This window comes from Streptomyces sp. NPDC003379 (assembly GCF_053589195.1).
In genome coordinates this window covers 1-19,969 of the sequence record NZ_JBSFRK010000060.1, presented here as the reverse complement: position 1 = coordinate 19,969, position 19,969 = coordinate 1, and the positions used below count along the sequence as shown (strand labels likewise).

Sequence of the window (19,969 nt, the reverse complement as noted above, 5' to 3'; positions counted from 1 at the left end):
GAATGGGACGAACCCACTCAGCCTACGTCGCCGCCGCCCAGCCGCTCGCCGGGGGCGATCCGCACCCCACGCGCCCAGTCAGCGCCCCGCATCGGCTTCTTGCCCTGCGGCTGCACCCAGAGCAGCTCGACGGCGTGCGAGCCGGAACCGACGTACACGTTGTTCTTGGCGGCCGACAGCTCACCGGGCGCGAGATCGGTGCGGTCCGGGACGAGCGCGGCCTGGATGATCTTCAGCCGCTCGCCGCGGAAGACCGTCCAGGCGCCGGGCGCGGGGGTGCAGCCGCGCACCACGCGGTCGACGCGCAGGGCGGGCGCGGCCCAGTCCACCTGGGCGTCCTCGACGGTGATCTTCGGGGCGAGGGTGATGCCGTCGGCCGGCTGCGGCACCGCCTTCAGGCTGCCGTCCTCGATGCCGTCCATGGTCGCGACGAGCAGCCCCGAGCCCGCGAAGGCCAGCCGGGTGAGCAGGTCGCCACTGGTGTCGGTGGGCCGCACCGCCTCCGTGACCGTGCCGTACACCGGCCCGGAGTCGAGTCCCTGCTCGATCAGGAAGGTCGACGCGCCGGTGATCTCGTCGCCCGCCATCACGGCGTGCTGCACGGGCGCGGCACCGCGCCAGGCGGGCAGCAGCGAGAAGTGCAGATTGACCCAGCCGCGGGCCGGCACGTCCAGGGCCGCCTTGGGCAGCAGCGCGCCGTAGGCGACCACGGGGCAGCAGTCGGGCCCGATCTCGCGCAGCCGCGCCAGGAACTCCTCGTCACGCGGCTTCGCGGGCTTCAGCACCTCGATGCCCGCCTCCTGCGCGCGCTCCGCGACCGGGCTCGCCACGAGCCTGCGGCCGCGGCCCGCGGGCGCGTCGGGACGGGTCACGACGGCGGCCACCTCGTGGCGGTCGGAGGCGATCAGGGCGTCCAGCGCGGGGACGGCGACCTCAGGAGTGCCTGCGAAGACGAGCTTCACTGGGTGGTACCTCGGATCTCTGGTGGGAGCGACGGCAGCGCACCAGTCTATGGGCCGCTCCCGACCCCGCCCATGACGGCCTTCCGGGTGACTTCCGTTGACGCCTTTGGGGGCGTACGAACGGTCGCGCGCCCTGCGCATATGCACATACGCCCCTGCACCGTGACCCCACACGAGCTAGCGCGTTGGTCAAGAAAGAGTTGACCACAATGGGCCGCGGATGCGGCTCGATCCTTTTCAACGCCGGTTCGAGAGGCTTCTTCATGGCCGACCACGCAACCCACGACGCCCAGGCACGGGCCAGCCTGCACCTCTTGGTGCGGGACATCGAGCGGGTCCGCCGGCAGGTGGACGCACTGCGGACCCTCACCGCCCAGCTCGGCAACGTCTACCGCCCGCGCCGCTCCAGCCCCTCCGCGGGCTTCGTCGTGTACGGGCGGGCTCCCGCCCCGACCGTCCGCCTCGCGCAGGAACTGCGGGACAGCGTCGAGACGCTGGTCACCGCGGCGGTGGACTTCGACCGCTCCCTCGGGTTCTCGTGGGACGCGGTGGGCTCGGCCCTCGGCGTCACCAAGCAGGCCGTCCACCGCCGTTACGGCGCGCGGCGGGCCACCATGCAGGCGGCGGCCGAGGCGGAGCGCGCGACGGAGGTCCCGGCTCCCGCCGCGGCCACCACGGCTACGGCCACCCGCCCGATCCCGGTCGGCGCCCCCCTGCCGGGCGTCCCCGCGGCCCGCGCGATGCCGACCCAGCCGACGGCGGGCAGCCCCACCCTCCGCGACGACCCCAGGCCACCCGCCTTCCCCGGCCCCCGCACCGGCTGACTCCCCGCCTCCGCCCTGTCGACCGCCCCCTCTTGCCTCCCTGCTGTGGCGAGGGGGCAGTCGTATGCCGACGCGCCCGGCGCGCGGGGGCGTGACCAGTCCGGCGCCGCGGCTGTCGGGCTGCACGCTTGCGGGGCCCGGCGCGCGGGGGGCGCAACACGCGACGGACGCGGGCCCGACGCACCCGGGGTGCGGCACGCGACGGAAGCGGACGCATCAAGACGCGCCACCCGACGCGAACCGGACCCCAGGCCCGACGCACCCGGGATGCGGCACCCGACGCGAACCGGACCCCAGGCCCGACGCACCCGGGATGCGGCACCCGACCGAAGCAGGCGCATCAAGACGCGCCACCCGACGCGAAGCGGTCCCCGGGCCCGACTCATCCGGGATGCGGCACCCAACGCAAACCGGACCCCAGGCCCGACGCACCCGGGATGCGGCACCCGACCGAAGCAGGCGCATCAAGACGCGCCACCCGACGCGAACCGGACCCCAGGCCCGACGCATCCGGGATGCGGCACCCAACGCAAACCGGACCCCAGGCCCGACGCAGCCGGGATGCAACCCGACGGAAGCGGTCGCACCCGAGACGCGCCACCCGACGCAAAGCGGACCGAACCCCCGCACCCGGCACCCCGCACCCGGCACCTCGGACCCGGCCCGACACATCCACGACGCACTACCCGGCCCAAAGCCGGCCCCCGCGCCCCTCAGCCGATGTCCAGCGGATCCACCCGGATCCGCACCGCCTCGGCACCGCCCTCCCGGGACCCCTTCGCACCCCGGGCCATCCTCGCGGCCTGCGCCGCCTTCAGTGAGGCCGCGAGTGCGGCGCCGCTGCCCGGCGGTACGCGGACCAGGACCCGCTCCCACTGCTCGCCGACCGGCGCCGCGCCGGGCCGCCGCGAGGGGCCGGGCCCCGTCTCCCGTACCGGGACGGGGCCCAGCACCACGGCGTCGGAAGGGAGTTCCGCCCCGGCGAGGAACCCCGTGAGCGCCTCCGGCGGCCCGGAGACCGCCGCCATCCGCGACACCGGCGGGAATCCCAGCTCGGCCCGCTCCTCCAGCTCCCGCACCGCGTGCCCCACCGGGTCCCACCGCACGAGCGCCTGCACGGGCCGCAGCGTCGGCTCGGCGACGACCACGACGGTACCGCCCGCCCCTTGGGGACGTACGAGCGACGCGGCCCCGATCCACCGCCGCAGCGCGTCCTCCCCGGCCCGCAGATCGGGCCGGCCGAGCATGGCCCACCCGTCGAGCAGCAGAGCCGCGGCATAACCGCCCTCGGCGACGGGCTCCGCCCCCGGCGTGCTCACCACCAGCGCGGGCGCCCCCGGCACCGTGTCGAGCACCTGCTCGCGCCCGGAGGTCCGCACCGGCACCGCCGGAAACGCACGCCCCAGCTCCTCGGCGGTCCGCCGCGCCCCGACGATCTGCGCCCGCAGCCGGAACCCGCCACAGGAACCGCAGTGCCAGGCCGTCTCCGCCACCCCGCACCAGCCGCACCGCAGGGCGGCCCCACTCTCCTGCGCCTCCAGCGGCCCGGCACACCGTCGGCACCGCGCGGGCTCCCGGCAGCGCTCACACGCGAGCCGCGGCACGTAGCCGCGCCGTGGCACCTGCACCAGGACGGGCCCGTGCTTCAGCCCTTCCCGTACGGCCCGCCAGGCCAGCGTCGGCAGCCGCGCGGCCCGCGCCGCCTCGTCCCGCGCGAGGTCCCCGTCGCCCACCGTGCGTACGAGGGGCGCGGCCCCGCGCACCTGCTCGCGGTCGGCGACCAGAGGCGCGGCCCACCCGGTCCCGACGAGCTGAGCCGCCTCGACCGTGCAGCTCCAACTTCCCAGCAGGAAGCCGCACTTGTCCCGCGCGGCCCGCAGCTCCAGGACCTCCCGCACATGCGGGAAGGGAGCGTGGTCGTCACTGTGGTTGGAGTCCCCGTCGTCCCAGATGACGACGAGCCCCAGATCCCGTACGGGCGCGAACATGGCGGCCCGCGTCCCGACGACGGCCCGCACCTCCCCGCGCCGCACGGACAGCCACTCCCGATAGCGCCGCTCCTGCCCGGCGTCTGCGGTCAGCAGCGCGTGCCGCCCCTCGCCGAGGAGTGCGGTGAGCGCGGCGTCCACGCGCGCGGCGGGCCGCCCGGTCGGCACGACGACGAGCGCGCCTCGCCCCGAGGCGAGCGTGGCCTGCACGGCGCGGGCGATCTCCTCGGCCCACTGCGGTCCGGGCAGCGCGGTCCACACCGCGCGGGGCGCACCCCCGGAGGCCAGGGCGCCGAGGAACTCCGCCCCGTGTCCGTACCGCCGCCAGGTCCCCGCGTCGGGCGCGGCCGGAGGCGCCGGAGGGTCGGACGCCGGACGCGACTCGGCCCGCGCGTGCCGGGGCGGGACCGCCAGCTGCAACACATCGGCGAGGCTTCCCGCGTACCGGTCGGCGACGGCGCGGGCGAGTTCGAGGAGCCCGGAATCGAGCACCGGCTCCGGCGAGACGACCTGGGCCAGAGCGGCCAGCGGCCCCGTGTACTCGGTCTCGGCACACCGCTCGACGATGAAACCGTCGATCAGCCCGCCGCCCTCGCGCCGCCCGTCCCGCACGTTCCGCGACCCGGCGCCGAAGCGCACCCGGACCCGCACCCCGGGCTGAGCCACCGCGTCCAGTTCCTCCGGAACGGCATAGTCGAAGTACCGGTCGAGGTGGAGCACACCCTTGTCGACGAGGACCCGCGCCACCGGCAGCTCCTTGGCCAGCGCGGCGCCCCGCCACGTCCGCGGTTTGGCCCGCGGCACCTTGGCCTTGCGCACACTGTCCCGAATCAACGCGAGCTGCTCGGCCTCGGGCACCCCACCCCCGGCACCCTCACCCGCACCCGACCCGTTCTCCCTGCTCACAGCAGCATTCCTACCAGACCGCACTGACAACGCCGACAGGACCAACAGTGCCGCGAAAACGCCGAGGCCCGGCCCTCCATGAGGAGAGAGCCGGGCCTCGGTGAAGCGAGCGCGCGGAGGCTACAGCCCCGCCGCCTTCCGCAGCGCGTCCACGCGGTCCGTCCGCTCCCACGTGAAGTCGGGGATCGCCCGGCCGAAGTGGCCGTACGCGGCGGTCTGCGCGTAGATCGGGCGGAGCAGGTCGAGGTCGCGGATGATCGCGGCCGGGCGGAGGTCGAAGACCTCGCCGATGGCCGTCTCGATCTTGTCCGTGTCGACCGTGGCCGTGCCGAACGTCTCGACGAACAGACCGACCGGCTCGGCCTTGCCGATGGCGTAGGCGACCTGGACCTCGCAGCGGGCCGCGAGGCCGGCCGCCACGACGTTCTTGGCGACCCAGCGCATCGCGTACGCCGCGGAGCGGTCCACCTTCGACGGGTCCTTGCCCGAGAAGGCACCGCCGCCGTGGCGGGCCATGCCGCCGTACGTGTCGATGATGATCTTGCGGCCGGTGAGACCGGCGTCGCCCATCGGGCCGCCGATCTCGAAGCGGCCGGTGGGGTTGACCAGCAGGCGGTAGCCCTCGGTCTCCAGCTTGATGCCGTCCTCCAGGAGGGCCTTCAGCTCGGGCTCGACCACGAACTCCCGGATGTCGGGGGCGAGGAGCGAGTCCAGGTCGATGTCGCTCGCGTGCTGCGAGGAGACCACGACCGTGTCGAGACGGACGGCCTTGTCGCCGTCGTACTCGATGGTGACCTGCGTCTTGCCGTCGGGGCGCAGGTACGGGATCGTCCCGTTCTTGCGCACCTCGGACAGGCGCCGTGAGAGGCGGTGCGCGAGGTGGATCGGGAGCGGCATCAGCTCGGGCGTCTCGTCGCAGGCGTAGCCGAACATCAGGCCCTGGTCGCCAGCGCCCTGCTTGTCCAGCTCGTCCTCATCGCCCTCGACACGCTGCTCATACGCGGTGTCGACGCCCTGTGCGATGTCGGGGGACTGCGAGCCGATGGACACCGAGACGCCACAGGAGGCGCCGTCGAAGCCCTTCTTCGAGGAGTCGTAACCGATCTCAAGGATCTTGTCGCGCACGAGCTGCGCGATCGGCGCGTACGCCTTCGTCGTGACCTCGCCGGCCACGTGGACGAGGCCGGTGGTGATCAGCGTCTCCACGGCGACCCGGGAGGTCGGGTCCTCCCGCAGAAGCGCGTCGAGAATGGTGTCGCTGATCTGGTCAGCGATCTTGTCGGGGTGACCCTCGGTCACAGACTCCGAGGTAAAGAGGCGCCGGGACACATCGCTCCCTGAGGTTGCAGCGGCTGCTGGCTGATCATTGGTGAACGGCCGGGGGCTGCGCCCGGCGTCGTCCGAGACCAGTTTATCGGTCACACTCGTCCGCCGGACCACATGTCTCGCCACTTGGGAGCCCTGTGACCTGCGGCACTGCATTGTGCGGTACGTCGATCAGTCTCCGCCAGAGGGCCTCGCGCCCGTTTTCCCCGGGTTTGATCCCCTGGCGGAACGAATATGCCATTGAGCCCCGGTGGTGGAGACCCGGTCAAGTAACGCATCGCATTGTGACCGAGTTCCGTCGACTTTCATCGAGTTCCGCCAAGAGACGAAAGTTACCGCTCGTCTCAGGTGAGCCGCTCGGCGACCAGATCCCAGACCGTGTCCGCGAGCGCCTCCTTCCGGCCGTACGGCACCGGCGTCTCGCTGCCGTCCGCGCCGAGCACGACGGCCTCGTTCTCCTCGGAGCCGAAGGTCTTGCGCTCGCCGACCTCGTTCACGACCAGCAGGTCGCAGCCCTTGCGCGCGAGCTTGGCCCGGCCGTTGGCGAGGACGTCGTCCGTCTCGGCGGCGAAGCCGACGACCACCTGGCCGGGGCGCGGCCTGTCCCCCGCGATCTCGGCGAGGATGTCGGGGTTGCGGACCAGGGCGACGGGCGCCGGTTCCTGGCCGTCCTTCTTCTTGATCTTCCCAGCCGCGTACGTCTCGGGGCGGAAATCGGCCACGGCGGCCGCCATCACGACGGCGTCGGCGTCGGCCGCGGCCTTCAGGACGGCCTCGCGCAGCTGCACGGCGGTGCCGACCGGCACGATGTCGACCCCGGCCGGGTCGGGCAGCGCGGCGTTCGCCGCGACGAGCGTGACGCGGGCGCCCCGCGCCGCCGCGCTCCGGGCGAGCGCGTAGCCCTGCTTGCCGGAGGAGCGGTTGCCGAGGAAGCGGACCGGGTCGAGGGGCTCGCGGGTGCCGCCCGCGCTGACCACGACGTGGCGCCCGGCGAGGTCCTGCGCCAGGTCGCCGCGGGCGAGGACACGGCGTACGACCTCGAAGAGCTCGGCCGGGTCCGGGAAGCGGCCCTTGCCGGTGTCGACGCCGGTGAGACGGCCGACGGCGGGCTCGACGACCAGGGCGCCGCGGCGCCGGAGCGTGGCGACGTTCTCCTGGGTGGCCGGGTGCTCCCACATCTCCGTGTGCATGGCCGGGGCGAAGATCACCGGACAGCGGGCGGTGAGGAGCGTGTTGGTGAGCAGGTCGTCGGCCAGGCCGTGGGCCGCCTTGGCGAGCATGTCGGCGGTGGCGGGGGCGACGATCACCAGGTCGGCGTGCTGGCCGATGCGGACGTGCGGCACCTCATGGACGTCGGACCAGACCTCGGTCGAGACGGGGTTGCCGGACAGCGCGGACCACGTCGCGGCGCCGACGAAGTGCAGCGCCGAGGCGGTCGGCACGACGCGCACGTCGTGGCCCGACTCGGTCAGCCGCCGCAGCAGCTCGCACGCCTTGTAGGCGGCGATGCCACCGCTGACCCCCAGAACGACCTTGGGCTTGCTCACCCGTGCCTCCCCGCACTCGGATCTCCGCACTCCGGAGACGTACGACTCCATGACACACCACAGGCCCGGCAGTCGCGCTGCCGGGCCTGTGGTGGAAGAACGGACAACGCCTACTGGGCGGGGCCCTCGATGGCCTCGGAGGTCAGCAGGCCCGCGTTGATCTCGCGGAGCGCGATCGAGAGCGGCTTCTCGTGGACGTGGGTGTCCACGAGCGGACCGACGTACTCCAGGAGGCCCTCACCGAGCTGCGAGTAGTACGCGTTGATCTGGCGCGCGCGCTTGGCGGCGTAGATCACGAGGCTGTACTTCGAGTCGGTGGCTTCGAGCAGCTCATCAATCGGCGGGTTGATGATGCCCTCGGGCGCGGTGATGGAAGAGGACACGCTCTGCCTTCCGATGGGGTCAAGACCAGAAGGGTCAAGACAGGGGTAAAGATCAAAGAACCTTCGTCAAGGCTAGCAGCTCACGGGCCACGTCCTCGACAGAGGTGTTGACCAGGGTCGTGTCGAACTCCGCCTCGGCGGCGAGCTCGACCTTGGCCGCGGCCAGCCTGCGCTCGATCACCTCGGGCACCTCGGTCCCCCGGCCGGTGAGCCGGCGGACCAGCTCGTCCCAGCTCGGCGGGGCGAGGAAGACCAGCTGCGCCTCGGGCATCGACTCGCGCACCAGGCGCGCGCCCTGCAGATCGATCTCCAGGAGGACGGGCTCGCCCGCCTCCAGGCGTTCGAGCACCGCGCGGCGCGGGGTGCCGTAGCGGTTGCCCGCGAACTCGGCCCACTCGAGCAGCTCGCCGTTGGCGATCAGCTTGTCCATCTCCTCGTCGGAGACGAAGAAGTACTGGACTCCGTGCTTCTCACCGGGGCGCGGCTTGCGTGTGGTCGCGGAGACCGAGAGCCAGACCTCGGGGTGTTCTTTGCGCATATGGGCGACGACCGTGCTCTTGCCGACCCCGGAGGGGCCGGAGAGCACGGTCAGCCGCGGACGTACGTCCGGGGGCACGGGGGTCGTCCCCCGGGATGTTGCAGCCATGCAGCGATTATCCAGGTTCTCAGGAGTGCCTGAGAACGTCAGGCAGCGCCACCACCGAACTCGCGCTCAAGAGACGCGATCTGATTGGAGCCGAGACCGCGCACGCGGCGGCTCTCGGAGATGCCAAGACGCTCCATGATCTGCTTGGCGCGGACCTTGCCCACGCCCGGCAGGGACTCCAGGAGGGCGGAGACCTTCATCTTGCCGATGACATCGTTCTCCTGGCCCTGCTTGATGACCTCGTGAAGAGAGGCGCCGGAGTGCTTGAGTCGATTCTTGACCTCGGCCCGCTCCCGGCGAGCCGCGGCGGCCTTTTCGAGCGCGGCTGCGCGCTGTTCAGGGGTAAGGGGCGGAAGAGCCACGCCTACGTCACCTCGGATGTCGAACTGTCGGATACGGACCGGTGAGGAACCTAGTCGCCCCACACCTGGGGAGCAACGTGCAAAGCGCTTGCCCGTTGGCTCTCTCGGAGACTAGCGGCCATGACCGCCGGAGTCAGCGAGAACAGACGAAAAGTCCTGGTCAGCCTCTGTCGAGCCGGACATACACGGCATATCGCACCCGATTTTGGCCGGTGAGTCGTCGACGGGAGCACGGCGCGTGCTCCGCCGTCGGCCTCAGGCCGCCTCGACCGCCACCCTGATCTCGTCCGCGAAGCGCTCCGCGGCCTCCCGCAGACCGGCGGCATCCGGTCCGTACCGCAGCACGCCCCGGCTGACGCTAGGCACCACATTGCGCACCGCCGCACCGAAGACGCCCGGCAGATCGGCCGGGGTCGCGCCCTGCGCGCCGATGCCGGGGGCGAGCAGCGGGCCGTTGACGGCGAGGTCGTACGACGAGAGATCGCCCAGCGTCGCGCCGACGACCGCGCCGAAGGACCCCAGGGGCGCCTGGCCGGCGTTCTCGGCGGCGAGGTGGCCGAGGACGGTGGCCGCGACCGTGCGGCCGTCCTCGCGGAGCGCGTGCTGCACCTCGGCGCCCTCGGGGTTGGAGGTGAGGGCGAGTACGAAGAGTCCGGCGCCGTTCTCCCGCGCGAGTTCGACGGCGGGCTTCAGGGAGCCGTACCCGAGGTAGGGCGAGACGGTGAGCGCGTCGCTGAAGAGCGGCGAGTCCTTGTGCAGGAAGGTCTCGGCGTACGCGGCCATGGTCGAGCCGATGTCGCCGCGCTTGGCGTCCATGACGACCAGGGCACCGGCCTCCCGCAGCTCGGCGACCGCCTTCTCCAGTACGGCGATGCCCCGCGACCCGAACCGCTCGAAGAACGCGCTCTGCGGCTTGAAGACGGCGACGGTGCCCGCGAGCGCCTCGACGACGGTCCGCGTGAACCGCTCCAGGCCCGCGATGTCGTCGTCCAGGCCCCACGCGGACAGCAGCGAGGCGTGCGGGTCGATGCCGACGCACAGGGGCCCGCGCTCGTCCATGGCATGGCGCAGGCGCGTGCCGAAGGGCTCCAGGGCGACGCTCATGCGGACTTCCTCACGTCGGCGCCGACGGCGTCGGCGAGGGTGGCGTACGGGCTCGTGCGCAGGCGCGCGGCCAGGCCCTTGTGGATGGCTCGGCCCCAGAAGGGCCCTTCGTAGATGAAGGCGCTGTAGCCCTGGACCAGGGTGGCTCCCGCGAGGATGCGCTGCCAGGCGTCCTCGGCGTTCTCGATGCCGCCGACGCCCACGAGCGTGATGCGGTCGCCCACGCGCGCGTAGAGGCGGCGCAGGACCTCCAGGGAGCGCTCCTTGAGAGGGGCGCCGGACAACCCGCCGGTCTCTCCGTAGAGGGAAGGTTCGGATTTCAAACCGAGGCTCTCGCGCGCGATGGTCGTGTTCGTGGCGATGATGCCGTCCAGGCCGAGTTCGACGGCGAGGTCCGCGACGGCGTCGACGTCCTCGTCCGCGAGGTCGGGGGCGATCTTCACCAGGAGAGGCACGCGGCGGCCCTCGACGCTGCGGTCGGCGGCCTCGCGCACGGCGGTCAGCAGGGGCCGCAGCGACTCGGTGGCCTGGAGGTTGCGCAGGCCCGGCGTGTTCGGGGACGACACGTTGACGACCAGGTAGTCGGCGTGGCGGGCGAGGCGCTCGGTCGACTTCACGTAGTCGGCGGCGGCCTCGTCCTCCGGTACGACCTTGGTCTTGCCGATGTTCACGCCCACGACGGTCCTGAAGACCGGCGTACGGGAGGCGAGCCGCTCGGCGACGGCCGCCGAGCCTTCGTTGTTGAAGCCCATGCGGTTGATCAGCGCGCGGTCGGGGACGAGGCGGAACATCCGCTTCTTGGGGTTGCCGGGCTGCGGCTCCCCGGTGACCGTGCCGATCTCGATGTGGTCGAAGCCGAGCATCGACAGGCCGTCGACGGCGACGGCGTTCTTGTCGAAGCCCGCCGCGAGCCCGAAGGGCCCGTGCATCCGCAGCCCGAGGGCCTCGGTGCGCAGCTCCTTGTGGCGCGGCGCGAGGACGGCCGCGACGAAGGTGCGCAGCACCGGGACGCGGGCCGCGAGGCGGATCCAGCGGAAGGCCATGTGGTGGGCCTGCTCCGGGTCCATGCGCTTGAAGACGAGGTTGAAGAGAAGCTTGTACATGTTCGTTGTCCTCACGAAGAGGTTGTCCTCACGAAAAGGCGTCCTCATGAAGAGGGGGACACCGTTTCCGGTGTCCCCCTCAGGGCTGCTAGTCGCGGGCCGCGGTCAGGTGCTGCGCGTGTTCCTGGAGCGAGCGGACGCCCACGTCCCCGCCGCTGAGCGCGTCGATGCCCTGGACGGCGGCGGCGAGCGCCTGGACCGTCGTGAGGCACGGCACGGAGCGCGCCACGGCCGCCGTGCGGATCTCGTAGCCGTCGAGGCGGCCGCCGGTGCCGTACGGGGTGTTGACGATGAGGTCGACGCCGCCGTCGTGGATGAGCTGGACGATGGTCTTCTCGCCGTTCGGGCCCTCGCCCTCGGACTGCTTGCGCACGACGGTGGCGTTGATGCCGTTGCGCTTGAGCACCTCGGCCGTGCCGGACGTGGCGAGCAACTCGAAGCCGTGACCGACCAGTTCACGCGCCGGGAAGATCATCGAGCGCTTGTCGCGGTTGGCGACGGAGATGAAGGCGCGGCCCTTGGTCGGCAGCGGGCCGTACGCGCCAGCCTGCGACTTGGCGTACGCCGTCCCGAAGACCGAGTCGATGCCCATGACTTCGCCCGTGGAACGCATCTCCGGGCCGAGGACGGTGTCGACGCCGCGCCCGTGGATGTCGCGGAAGCGCGACCACGGCATGACGGCCTCCTTGACGGAGATCGGCGCGTCCATGGGCAGCGTGCCGCCGTCGCCGTGCCTGGGCAGCATGCCCTCCGCGCGCAGCTCGGCGATGGTCGCGCCGAGCGAGATCCGGGCGGCGGCCTTGGCCAGCGGCACCGCGGTCGCCTTCGAGGTGAAGGGGACGGTGCGGGAGGCGCGCGGGTTGGCTTCGAGAACGTACAGGATGTCGCCCGCCATGGCGAACTGGATGTTGATGAGTCCGCGGACGCCGACGCCCTTGGCGATGCCCTCCGTGGAGGCGCGCAGGCGCTTGATGTCGAAGCCGCCGAGTGTGATCGGGGGCAGCGCGCACGCCGAGTCGCCGGAGTGGATGCCGGCCTCCTCGATGTGCTCCATGACGCCGCCGAGGTAGAGCTCGCTGCCGTCGTAGAGCGCGTCCACGTCGATCTCGATCGCGTCGTCGAGGAAGCGGTCGACGAGGACCGGCCGCGAGGGGCTGATCTCGGTGGACTCCTCGATGTACACGGCGAGGCGCGTCTCGTCGTACACGATCTCCATGCCGCGGCCGCCGAGCACGTACGACGGGCGTACGAGGACGGGGTAGCCGATCTCGTCGGCGATGGCCTTGGCCTCGGCGAAGGTGGTGGCGGTGCCGTGCTTCGGCGCGGGCAGTCCGGCCTCGGCGAGCACACGGCCGAAGGCGCCGCGGTCCTCGGCGGCGTGGATGGCCTCGGGCGGGGTGCCCACGACCGGGACGCCGTTGTCCTTGAGGGCCTGCGCGAGGCCCAGCGGGGTCTGGCCGCCGAGCTGGACGATGACGCCCGCGATCGGCCCGGCCTGCGCCTCGGCGTGGACGATCTCCAGGACGTCCTCCAGGGTGAGCGGCTCGAAGTAGAGCCGGTCGGAGGTGTCGTAGTCGGTGGAGACGGTCTCGGGGTTGCAGTTGACCATCACGGTCTCGTAGCCCGCGTCGCTGAGCGCGAAGGAGGCGTGGACGCAGGAGTAGTCGAACTCGATGCCCTGGCCGATGCGGTTCGGGCCGGAGCCCAGGATGATCACCGCGGGCTTCTCGCGCTTGGCGACCTCGCTCTCCTCGTCGTAGGAGGAGTAGAAGTACGGCGTCTTCGCGGCGAACTCGGCGGCGCACGTGTCGACTGTCTTGTAGACCGGGCGTACCCCGAGGGCGTGCCGGACCTCGCGGACGACGTCCTCGCGCAGACCGCGGATCTCGGCGATCTGGACGTCGGAGAAGCCGTGCCGCTTGGCCTCGGCGAGCAGGTCGGAGTCGAGGCGCTCGGCGGCGGCCAGCTCGTCCGCGACCTCCTTGATCAGGAAGAGCTGGTCGACGAACCACGGGTCGATCTTCGTGGCGTCGAAGACCTCCTCGGGGGTGGCGCCCGCGCGGATGGCCTGCATGACGGTGTTGATGCGCCCGTCGGTCGGCCGGACGGCCTCCTCCAAAAGAAGAGCCTTGTCGCCGGGCTCGCCCACGAACGTGAACTGTGAGCCCTTCTTCTCCAGCGAGCGCAGCGCCTTCTGCAGCGCCTCGGTGAAGTTGCGGCCGATGGCCATGGCCTCGCCGACCGACTTCATGGTGGTCGTCAGGGTCGAGTCCGCCGACGGGAACTTCTCGAAGGCGAAGCGCGGGGCCTTGACCACTACGTAGTCGAGGGTCGGCTCGAAGGAGGCCGGGGTCTTCTCCGTGATGTCGTTCGGGATCTCGTCCAGCGTGTAGCCGACGGCCAGCTTCGCGGCGATCTTCGCGATCGGGAAGCCGGTGGCCTTCGACGCGAGCGCCGAGGACCGCGAGACGCGCGGGTTCATCTCGATGACGATGACGCGGCCGTCGGTCGGGTCGATCGCGAACTGGATGTTGCAGCCGCCGGTGTCGACGCCGACCTCACGGATGATCGCGATGCCGACGTCCCGCAGGGTCTGGTACTCGCGGTCGGTGAGCGTCATCGCGGGCGCGACGGTGATGGAGTCGCCGGTGTGCACGCCCATCGGGTCGAAGTTCTCGATGGAGCAGACGACCACGACGTTGTCGTTCTTGTCGCGCATCAGCTCCAGCTCGTACTCCTTCCAGCCGAGGATGGACTCCTCCAGGAGCACCTCGGTGGTCGGCGAGAGCGTGAGGCCCTGTCCGGCGATGCGGCGCAGCTCCTCCTCGTCGTGCGCGAAGCCGGAACCGGCGCCGCCCATCGTGAAGGAGGGGCGGACGACCACGGGGTAGCCGCCGAGCTCGTCGACGCCCTTGAGGACGTCGTCCATGGAGTGGCAGATGTACGAGCGGGCGGACTCGCCGTGCCCGATCTTCTTGTTGACCTCTTCGACGACGCCCTTGAAGAGCTCGCGGTCCTCGCCCTTGTTGATCGCTTCGACGTTGGCTCCGATGAGCTCGACGCCGTACTTCTCCAGGACGCCCTGCTCGTGCATGGAGATCGCCGTGTTGAGGGCCGTCTGGCCGCCCAGCGTCGGCAGCAGCGCGTCGGGGCGCTCCTTGGCGATGATCTTCTCGACGAACTCGGGGGTGATCGGCTCGACGTACGTGGCGTCGGCGATCTCCGGGTCGGTCATGATCGTCGCCGGGTTGGAGTTGACGAGGATGACGCGCAGGCCCTCGGCCTTGAGGACCCGGCACGCCTGGGTGCCGGAGTAGTCGAACTCGGCGGCCTGGCCGATGACGATCGGGCCGGAGCCGATGACCAGGACGGACTGGATATCGGTGCGCTTAGGCACGCTGGCCCTCCATCAAAGATACGAAACGGTCGAAGAGGTACGCGGCGTCGTGCGGGCCCGCGGCCGCCTCGGGGTGGTACTGGACGCTGAACGCCGGCTGGTCGAGCAGCTGAAGCCCCTCCACCACCTGGTCGTTCAGGCACACGTGGGAGACCTCGGCGCGCCCGTAGGGGGTCTCGGAGACCTTGTCGAGGGGGGCGTCGACGGCGAAGCCGTGGTTGTGCGCGGTGACCTCGACCTTGCCGGTCGTGCGGTCCTGCACCGGCTGGTTGATGCCGCGGTGGCCGTACTTCAGCTTGTACGTGCCGAAGCCGAGCGCGCGCCCGAGGATCTGGTTGCCGAAGCAGATACCGAAGAGCGGCGTCTTGCGCTCCAGGACGCCCTTGACCACGGTCAGGTCGACGGTCGAGGGGTCACCGGGGCCGTTCGACAGGAAGAAGCCGTCCGGGTCGACCGCGTACACGTCGTCGAGCGTCGCGGTGGCGGGCAGCACGTGCACCTCGATGCCGCGCTCGGCCATGCGGTGCGGGGTCATGCCCTTGATGCCGAGGTCCAGGGCGGCCACGGTGAACTTCTTCTCGCCGATGGCCGGTACCACGTAGGACTCGGTGGTGGCGACCTCGGCGGACAGGTCGGCGCCCACCATCTCGGGGGCCTCCTTGACGCGGGCGAGCAGCGTCGCGTCGTCGGAGAGCGCCTCTCCGGAGAAGATGCCCACACGCATCGCGCCGCGCTCGCGCAGGTGGCGGGTGAGCGCACGCGTGTCGATGCCGCTGATGCCGACGACGCCCTGCTTGGTCAGCTCGTCGTCCAGGGTGCGCCGGGAGCGCCAGTTCGAGGGCACGCGCGCGGGGTCGCGCACCACGTAACCGGCGACCCAGATGCGGCGGGACTCGTCGTCCTCGTCGTTCACACCGGTGTTGCCGACGTGCGGGGCCGTCATGACGACGACCTGGCGGTGGTACGAGGGGTCGGTCAGGGTCTCCTGGTAGCCGGTCATGCCGGTGGAGAACACCGCTTCGCCGAAGGTCTCCCCCATGGCCCCGTAGGCACGGCCGCGGAAGATGCGGCCGTCCTCCAGGACGAGTACGGCGGGAGCCTTGCCGGCTCCCCGGGTGGAGGTCGTCATCGTGCGGTGCCTTCCGTAGTGCTGGACGTCTTGGTCATGCTGTTGATGGCCTCGACCCACTGGGCCTGCTCGGCCGCGTGGTCGGAGCGGAAGCCGGAGTCGAGCAGCTTCTCGCCGTGTTCCCACGTGACGATCAGCAGACCGCCCTCCGCGAGGACCTTTCCGGCGATGCCCTTGTCGAGCCGGGCCTCGCGCAGCTGTTCGGCCGGGATGAAGAAGTCGGCCGCTCCGGGGCGTACGACATCGAGTCCCGCGTCGGTGAGCGTCAGCTCGACGCGGCTGCGGGTGCCGAGGCCGTGCGCCACGATGCGGTCGAGCCACTGCCCGGCCGTGGTGGAGCCGTGGTAGCGGCCGCTCAGCTCCAGTCTCGCCGGGCCCGGGTCGGTCGGCGCGCCGGGCAGCTCGGGCAGGTCGCCCTGGAGCGTGCCGCGCCACTTCCAGCCCTCGCGCATCAGCCAGTAGACAAGCGCGATGAAGAGCAGCAGTCCGACGACCCAGCCGAGCCGTGCGGCCCAGTCGGTCACGTCCGCCGATTCCTTCTCGGCGGCCAGTTCCACAAGAGTTGTCACGCGAGATTCCCGTCGACGAGCGTGGCCCGACCCCGGAGCCACGTGTGCGTGACGCGGCCCGGCAGCTCACGGCCCTCATAGGGAGTGTTGCGGCTGCGCGAGGCGAAGCCCGCGGGGTCCACTTCCCCACGGTAATCGGCATCGACCAGGACGAGGTTCGCGGGCTCACCTGCCGAGACGGGGCGGCCGTGCCCGGTGGCCCGGCCGATCCTCGCGGGCTTGAAGGACATGCGGTCGGCGACCGCTTCCCAGGTCAGCAGGCCGGTCTCGACCATCGTCTGCTGGACGACGGACAGGGCGGTCTCCAGCCCGACCATGCCCATGGCGGCCGCGGCCCACTCGCAGTCCTTGTCCTCGTGCGGGTGCGGGGCGTGGTCGGTGGCGACGATGTCGATGGTGCCGTCGGCGAGGGCCTCGCGCAGCGCCATGACGTCGCGCTCGGTGCGCAGCGGCGGGTTCACCTTGTAGACGGGGTTGTACGAGCGGACCAGCTCGTCGGTGAGGAGGAGGTGGTGCGGGGTGACCTCGGCGGTGACGTCGATGCCGCGCGACTTGGCCCAGCGCACGATCTCGACGGAGCCTGCGGTCGAGAGGTGGCAGATGTGGACGCGGGAGCCGACGTGCTCGGCGAGCAGCACGTCGCGCGCGATGATCGACTCCTCGGCGACGGCGGGCCAGCCGCCGAGGCCCAGCTCGGCGGAGACGACGCCCTCGTTCATCTGGGCGCCCTCGGTGAGGCGCGGCTCCTGCGCGTGCTGCGCGACGACGCCGCCGAAGGCCTTCACGTACTCCAGGGCGCGGCGCATCATCACGGCGTCGTCGACGCACTTGCCGTCGTCGGAGAAGACGGTGACCCCGGCGGCCGACTCGTGCATGGCGCCCAGCTCGGCGAGCTTCTTGCCCTCCAGGCCGACGGTGACGGCGCCGATGGGCTGCACGTCGCAGTAGCCGGACTCCTTGCCGAGCCGGTAGACCTGCTCGACGACGCCGGCGGTGTCGGCGACGGGGAAGGTATTGGCCATGGCGAACACGGCGGTGTAGCCACCGGAGGCGGCGGCGCGGGTGCCGGTGAGGACGGTCTCGGAGTCCTCGCGCCCCGGCTCGCGCAGATGGGTGTGGAGGTCGACGAGGCCCGGCAGGAGCACCTTGCCCTCAGCCTCGACGACGGTCGCGCCCTCGGCACAGAGCCCGGCGCCCACGGCCTCGATGGTCTCGCCGTCGATCAGGACGTCCTGCGCCTCGCCGCCGAGCACCTTCGCACCACGGATCAGGATCTTGCTCATGTTCTTACTTCTCCTCGGTACGGGTGTGGGTCACGGCGGGTTCATTGCCGCCCAGAAGCAGATAGAGGACGGCCATGCGGATGGAGACTCCGTTGGCGACCTGCTCGACGACCGTGCAGCGGTCGGAGTCGGCGACCGCGGCGGTGATCTCCATACCGCGGACCATCGGGCCGGGGTGCATCACGATGGCGTGCCCGGGCATCTTCGCCATGCGCTCGCCGTCCAGGCCGTAGCGCCGCGAGTACTCGCGCTCGGTGGGGAAGAACGCGGCGTTCATCCGCTCGCGCTGCACGCGCAGCATCATCACGGCGTCGGACTTCGGCAGCACGCTGTCCAGGTCGTACGAGATGTCGCACGGCCACCGCTCGACGCCGACCGGCACGAGCGTGGGCGGCGCGACCAGGGTGACCTCGGCGCCGAGCGTATGCAGCAGGTCGACGTTGGAGCGGGCGACGCGGCTGTGCAGGACGTCGCCGACGATGGTGATGTGCTTGCCCGCCAGGTCCTGGCCGAGGCCCGCGTCGGGTCCGACGAGGCGGCGCCGCATGGTGAAGGCGTCGAGCAGGGCCTGCGTGGGGTGCTGGTGGGTGCCGTCACCGGCGTTGATGACGGCGGCGTCGATCCAGCCGGAGGTGGCCAGGCGGTAGGGCGCGCCGGAGGCGCCGTGCCGGATGACGACGGCGTCGACGCCCATCGCCTCCAGGGTCTGGGCGGTGTCCTTGAGGGACTCGCCCTTGGAGACCGACGACCCCTTGGCGGCGAAGTTGATGACGTCGGCGGAGAGGCGCTTCTCGGCGGCCTCGAAGGAGATCCGGGTCCGGGTCGAGTCCTCGAAGAAGAGGTTGACCACGGTGCGGCCGCGCAGGGCGGGCAGCTTCTTGATCGGCCGGTCGGCGACCCGCGCCATTTCCTCGGCCGTGTCGAGGATGAGGACGGCGTCGTCGCGCGAGAGGTCGGCGGCCGAGATGAGGTGTCGCATCATCGGGGGTGTACTCCGGTGTGTGGAGGTCTGCGGGCACGCGGGCGCGCAGGGTGGTGCCCTGGAGCCCGTGAGGGGGAAGCCGGTCCTACGGTCCTACGCGGAAGCGGGCTTGGCGCCGAGCAGCACGGCGTCGCGGCCGTCCTCCTCGGTGAGCTGGACCTTGACCGTCTCCCGCAGCGACGTGGGGAGGTTCTTGCCGACGTAGTCGGCGCGGATGGGCAGTTCGCGGTGGCCGCGGTCGACGAGCACGGCGAGCTGCACCGCGCGCGGACGCCCGATGTCGTTCAGCGCGTCGAGGGCGGCCCGGATGGTGCGGCCGGAGAAGAGCACGTCGTCGACGAGGACGACCAGGCGGCCGTCGATGCCGTCACCGGGGATCTCGGTGCGGGCCAGCGCACGCGGCGGGTGCATGCGCAGGTCGTCGCGGTACATGGTGATGTCGAGGGAGCCGACCGGAATCTTGCGGCCGGTGATCTCTTCGAGCTTCTCGGCGAGCCGGCGGCCGAGGAAGACGCCGCGGGTGGGAATGCCGAGGAGAACCACGTCGTCGGCGCCCTTGGCGCGCTCGACGATCTCGTGGGCGATGCGGGTCAACACCCGCGCGATGTCCGGCCCTTCGAGCACGGGGCGCGCGACAGCTGAATCTTTGGGGTCCTGCGGGTCCTGCGTGTCCATATGAAACGGACCTCCTTCTCCGCCTCACAGGACGGACGTTAAAGGACGTCGAAATTGCGCCAGCCACAGTACCAGCATTGATGCCCGAACACGTCATCGGCCTCCACCGAAGGGGCGGTACGGACCATTCGGCTTGACGCAGGCAAGTAACGCTGCGTAACCTCACAGTGAGTTACCAGCCACGCGGCGGAGCCGCATGATTGTCGCAGCGTCCGGGGAGCTATATGTCCAGCGAATACGCCAAGCAGCTCGGGGCCAAGCTCCGCGCGATCCGCACCCAGCAGGGCCTTTCCCTCCACGGCGTCGAGGAGAAGTCCCAGGGACGCTGGAAGGCGGTCGTAGTGGGGTCGTACGAGCGCGGCGACCGTGCCGTGACCGTGCAGCGCCTCGCCGAGCTGGCGGACTTCTACGGCGTCCCCGTGCAGGAGCTTCTTCCTGGTACGGCTCCCGGTGGCGCCGCCGAGCCGCCGCCGAAGCTCGTCCTCGACCTGGAGCGCCTCGCCCACGTACCGGCCGAGAAGGCGGGACCGCTCCAGCGGTATGCCGCCACGATCCAGTCGCAGCGCGGTGACTACAACGGCAAGGTGCTCTCGATCCGCCAGGACGACCTGCGCACCCTCGCCGTCATCTACGACCAGTCCCCCTCGGTCCTGACCGAGCAGCTCATCAGCTGGGGCGTCCTGGACGCGGACGCGCGCCGCGCCGTCGCCCACGAAGAGGTCTGATCCCACCGCTGAACAGATCAGCAGAAACGTGCCGCCGGGGTGGCCGCAGCCGAGAGGC

At 71.3% G+C, this 19,969-nt stretch carries 17 protein-coding genes; 2 read left to right on the top strand and 15 right to left on the bottom strand.

Going from position 1 to position 19,969, the window contains the following annotated elements:
• Positions 1–17 precede the first annotated feature (17 nt).
• Positions 18–962, bottom strand: a complete 945-nt coding sequence (fmt, locus tag ACWDVB_RS36130; protein ID WP_451518983.1) for a methionyl-tRNA formyltransferase — start codon at positions 960–962, stop codon at positions 18–20.
• Positions 963–1,225: 263 nt separating this feature from the next.
• On the opposite strand from fmt, the gene ACWDVB_RS36125 reads away from it, so the two are divergent.
• Entirely contained in the window at positions 1,226–1,786 is a 561-nt protein-coding gene (locus ACWDVB_RS36125) for a hypothetical protein (protein WP_451518982.1), read from the top strand.
• Between the two features lie 713 nt (positions 1,787–2,499).
• Here the strand turns inward: ACWDVB_RS36125 and ACWDVB_RS36120 are convergent.
• From ACWDVB_RS36120 to pyrR, 14 genes are all read right to left on the bottom strand, one after another.
• A complete protein-coding gene (locus tag ACWDVB_RS36120; RefSeq protein WP_451518981.1) occupies positions 2,500–4,680 on the bottom strand; it encodes a primosomal protein N' in 2,181 nt (726 codons plus the stop codon).
• 120 nt (positions 4,681–4,800) lie between these two features.
• Positions 4,801–6,009, bottom strand: a complete 1,209-nt coding sequence (metK, locus tag ACWDVB_RS36115; protein ID WP_451518980.1) for a methionine adenosyltransferase — start codon at positions 6,007–6,009, stop codon at positions 4,801–4,803.
• 341 nt (positions 6,010–6,350) lie between these two features.
• Positions 6,351–7,553, bottom strand: coding sequence for a bifunctional phosphopantothenoylcysteine decarboxylase/phosphopantothenate--cysteine ligase CoaBC (gene coaBC, locus ACWDVB_RS36110; RefSeq protein ID WP_451518979.1), 1,203 nt, complete (start codon positions 7,551–7,553; stop codon positions 6,351–6,353).
• 110 nt (positions 7,554–7,663) lie between these two features.
• On the bottom strand, positions 7,664–7,936 hold the full coding sequence (gene rpoZ, locus ACWDVB_RS36105; protein WP_005319902.1) for a DNA-directed RNA polymerase subunit omega: 273 nt from the start codon (positions 7,934–7,936) through the stop codon (positions 7,664–7,666).
• Positions 7,937–7,988: 52 nt separating this feature from the next.
• Positions 7,989–8,582, bottom strand: a complete 594-nt coding sequence (gene gmk / locus ACWDVB_RS36100) for a guanylate kinase (protein WP_451518978.1) — start codon at positions 8,580–8,582, stop codon at positions 7,989–7,991.
• Between the two features lie 38 nt (positions 8,583–8,620).
• The gene (locus ACWDVB_RS36095) at positions 8,621–8,944 is read right to left on the bottom strand and encodes an integration host factor (protein WP_005319887.1); all 324 of its coding nucleotides are present in this window, start codon (positions 8,942–8,944) and stop codon (positions 8,621–8,623) included.
• A gap of 255 nt (positions 8,945–9,199) precedes the next feature.
• On the bottom strand, positions 9,200–10,048 hold the full coding sequence (pyrF, locus tag ACWDVB_RS36090) for an orotidine-5'-phosphate decarboxylase (protein ID WP_451518977.1): 849 nt from the start codon (positions 10,046–10,048) through the stop codon (positions 9,200–9,202).
• Complete coding sequence (locus ACWDVB_RS36085; RefSeq protein ID WP_451518976.1) at positions 10,045–11,151, bottom strand: quinone-dependent dihydroorotate dehydrogenase; 1,107 nt, start codon at positions 11,149–11,151, stop codon at positions 10,045–10,047. The genes pyrF and ACWDVB_RS36085 overlap by 4 nt, the downstream gene beginning before the upstream one ends.
• A gap of 88 nt (positions 11,152–11,239) precedes the next feature.
• Positions 11,240–14,548 carry a carbamoyl-phosphate synthase large subunit gene (gene carB, locus ACWDVB_RS36080; protein ID WP_451518975.1) on the bottom strand — a complete coding sequence of 1,103 codons (3,309 nt, stop codon included), beginning with the start codon at positions 14,546–14,548 and terminating at the stop codon, positions 11,240–11,242.
• Positions 14,541–15,677, bottom strand: a complete 1,137-nt coding sequence (gene carA, locus ACWDVB_RS36075; RefSeq protein ID WP_451518974.1) for a glutamine-hydrolyzing carbamoyl-phosphate synthase small subunit — start codon at positions 15,675–15,677, stop codon at positions 14,541–14,543. The genes carB and carA overlap by 8 nt, the downstream gene beginning before the upstream one ends.
• Positions 15,674–16,246 (bottom strand): PH-like domain-containing protein, encoded by a 573-nt coding sequence (locus ACWDVB_RS36070; RefSeq protein ID WP_451518973.1) that lies wholly within the window; start codon positions 16,244–16,246, stop codon positions 15,674–15,676. The genes carA and ACWDVB_RS36070 overlap by 4 nt, the downstream gene beginning before the upstream one ends.
• Positions 16,243–17,529 carry a dihydroorotase gene (locus ACWDVB_RS36065; RefSeq protein WP_451518972.1) on the bottom strand — a complete coding sequence of 429 codons (1,287 nt, stop codon included), beginning with the start codon at positions 17,527–17,529 and terminating at the stop codon, positions 16,243–16,245. Before ACWDVB_RS36065 ends, ACWDVB_RS36070 begins: the two co-directional genes overlap by 4 nt.
• A gap of 4 nt (positions 17,530–17,533) precedes the next feature.
• Entirely contained in the window at positions 17,534–18,511 is a 978-nt protein-coding gene (locus tag ACWDVB_RS36060) for an aspartate carbamoyltransferase catalytic subunit (RefSeq protein WP_451518971.1), read from the bottom strand.
• A 93-nt stretch (positions 18,512–18,604) separates the two neighbouring features.
• Entirely contained in the window at positions 18,605–19,186 is a 582-nt protein-coding gene (gene pyrR / locus ACWDVB_RS36055) for a bifunctional pyr operon transcriptional regulator/uracil phosphoribosyltransferase PyrR (RefSeq protein WP_451518970.1), read from the bottom strand.
• Between the two features lie 224 nt (positions 19,187–19,410).
• On the opposite strand from pyrR, the gene bldD reads away from it, so the two are divergent.
• On the top strand, positions 19,411–19,911 hold the full coding sequence (bldD, locus tag ACWDVB_RS36050) for a transcriptional regulator BldD (RefSeq protein ID WP_055698930.1): 501 nt from the start codon (positions 19,411–19,413) through the stop codon (positions 19,909–19,911).
• Positions 19,912–19,969 lie beyond the last annotated feature (58 nt).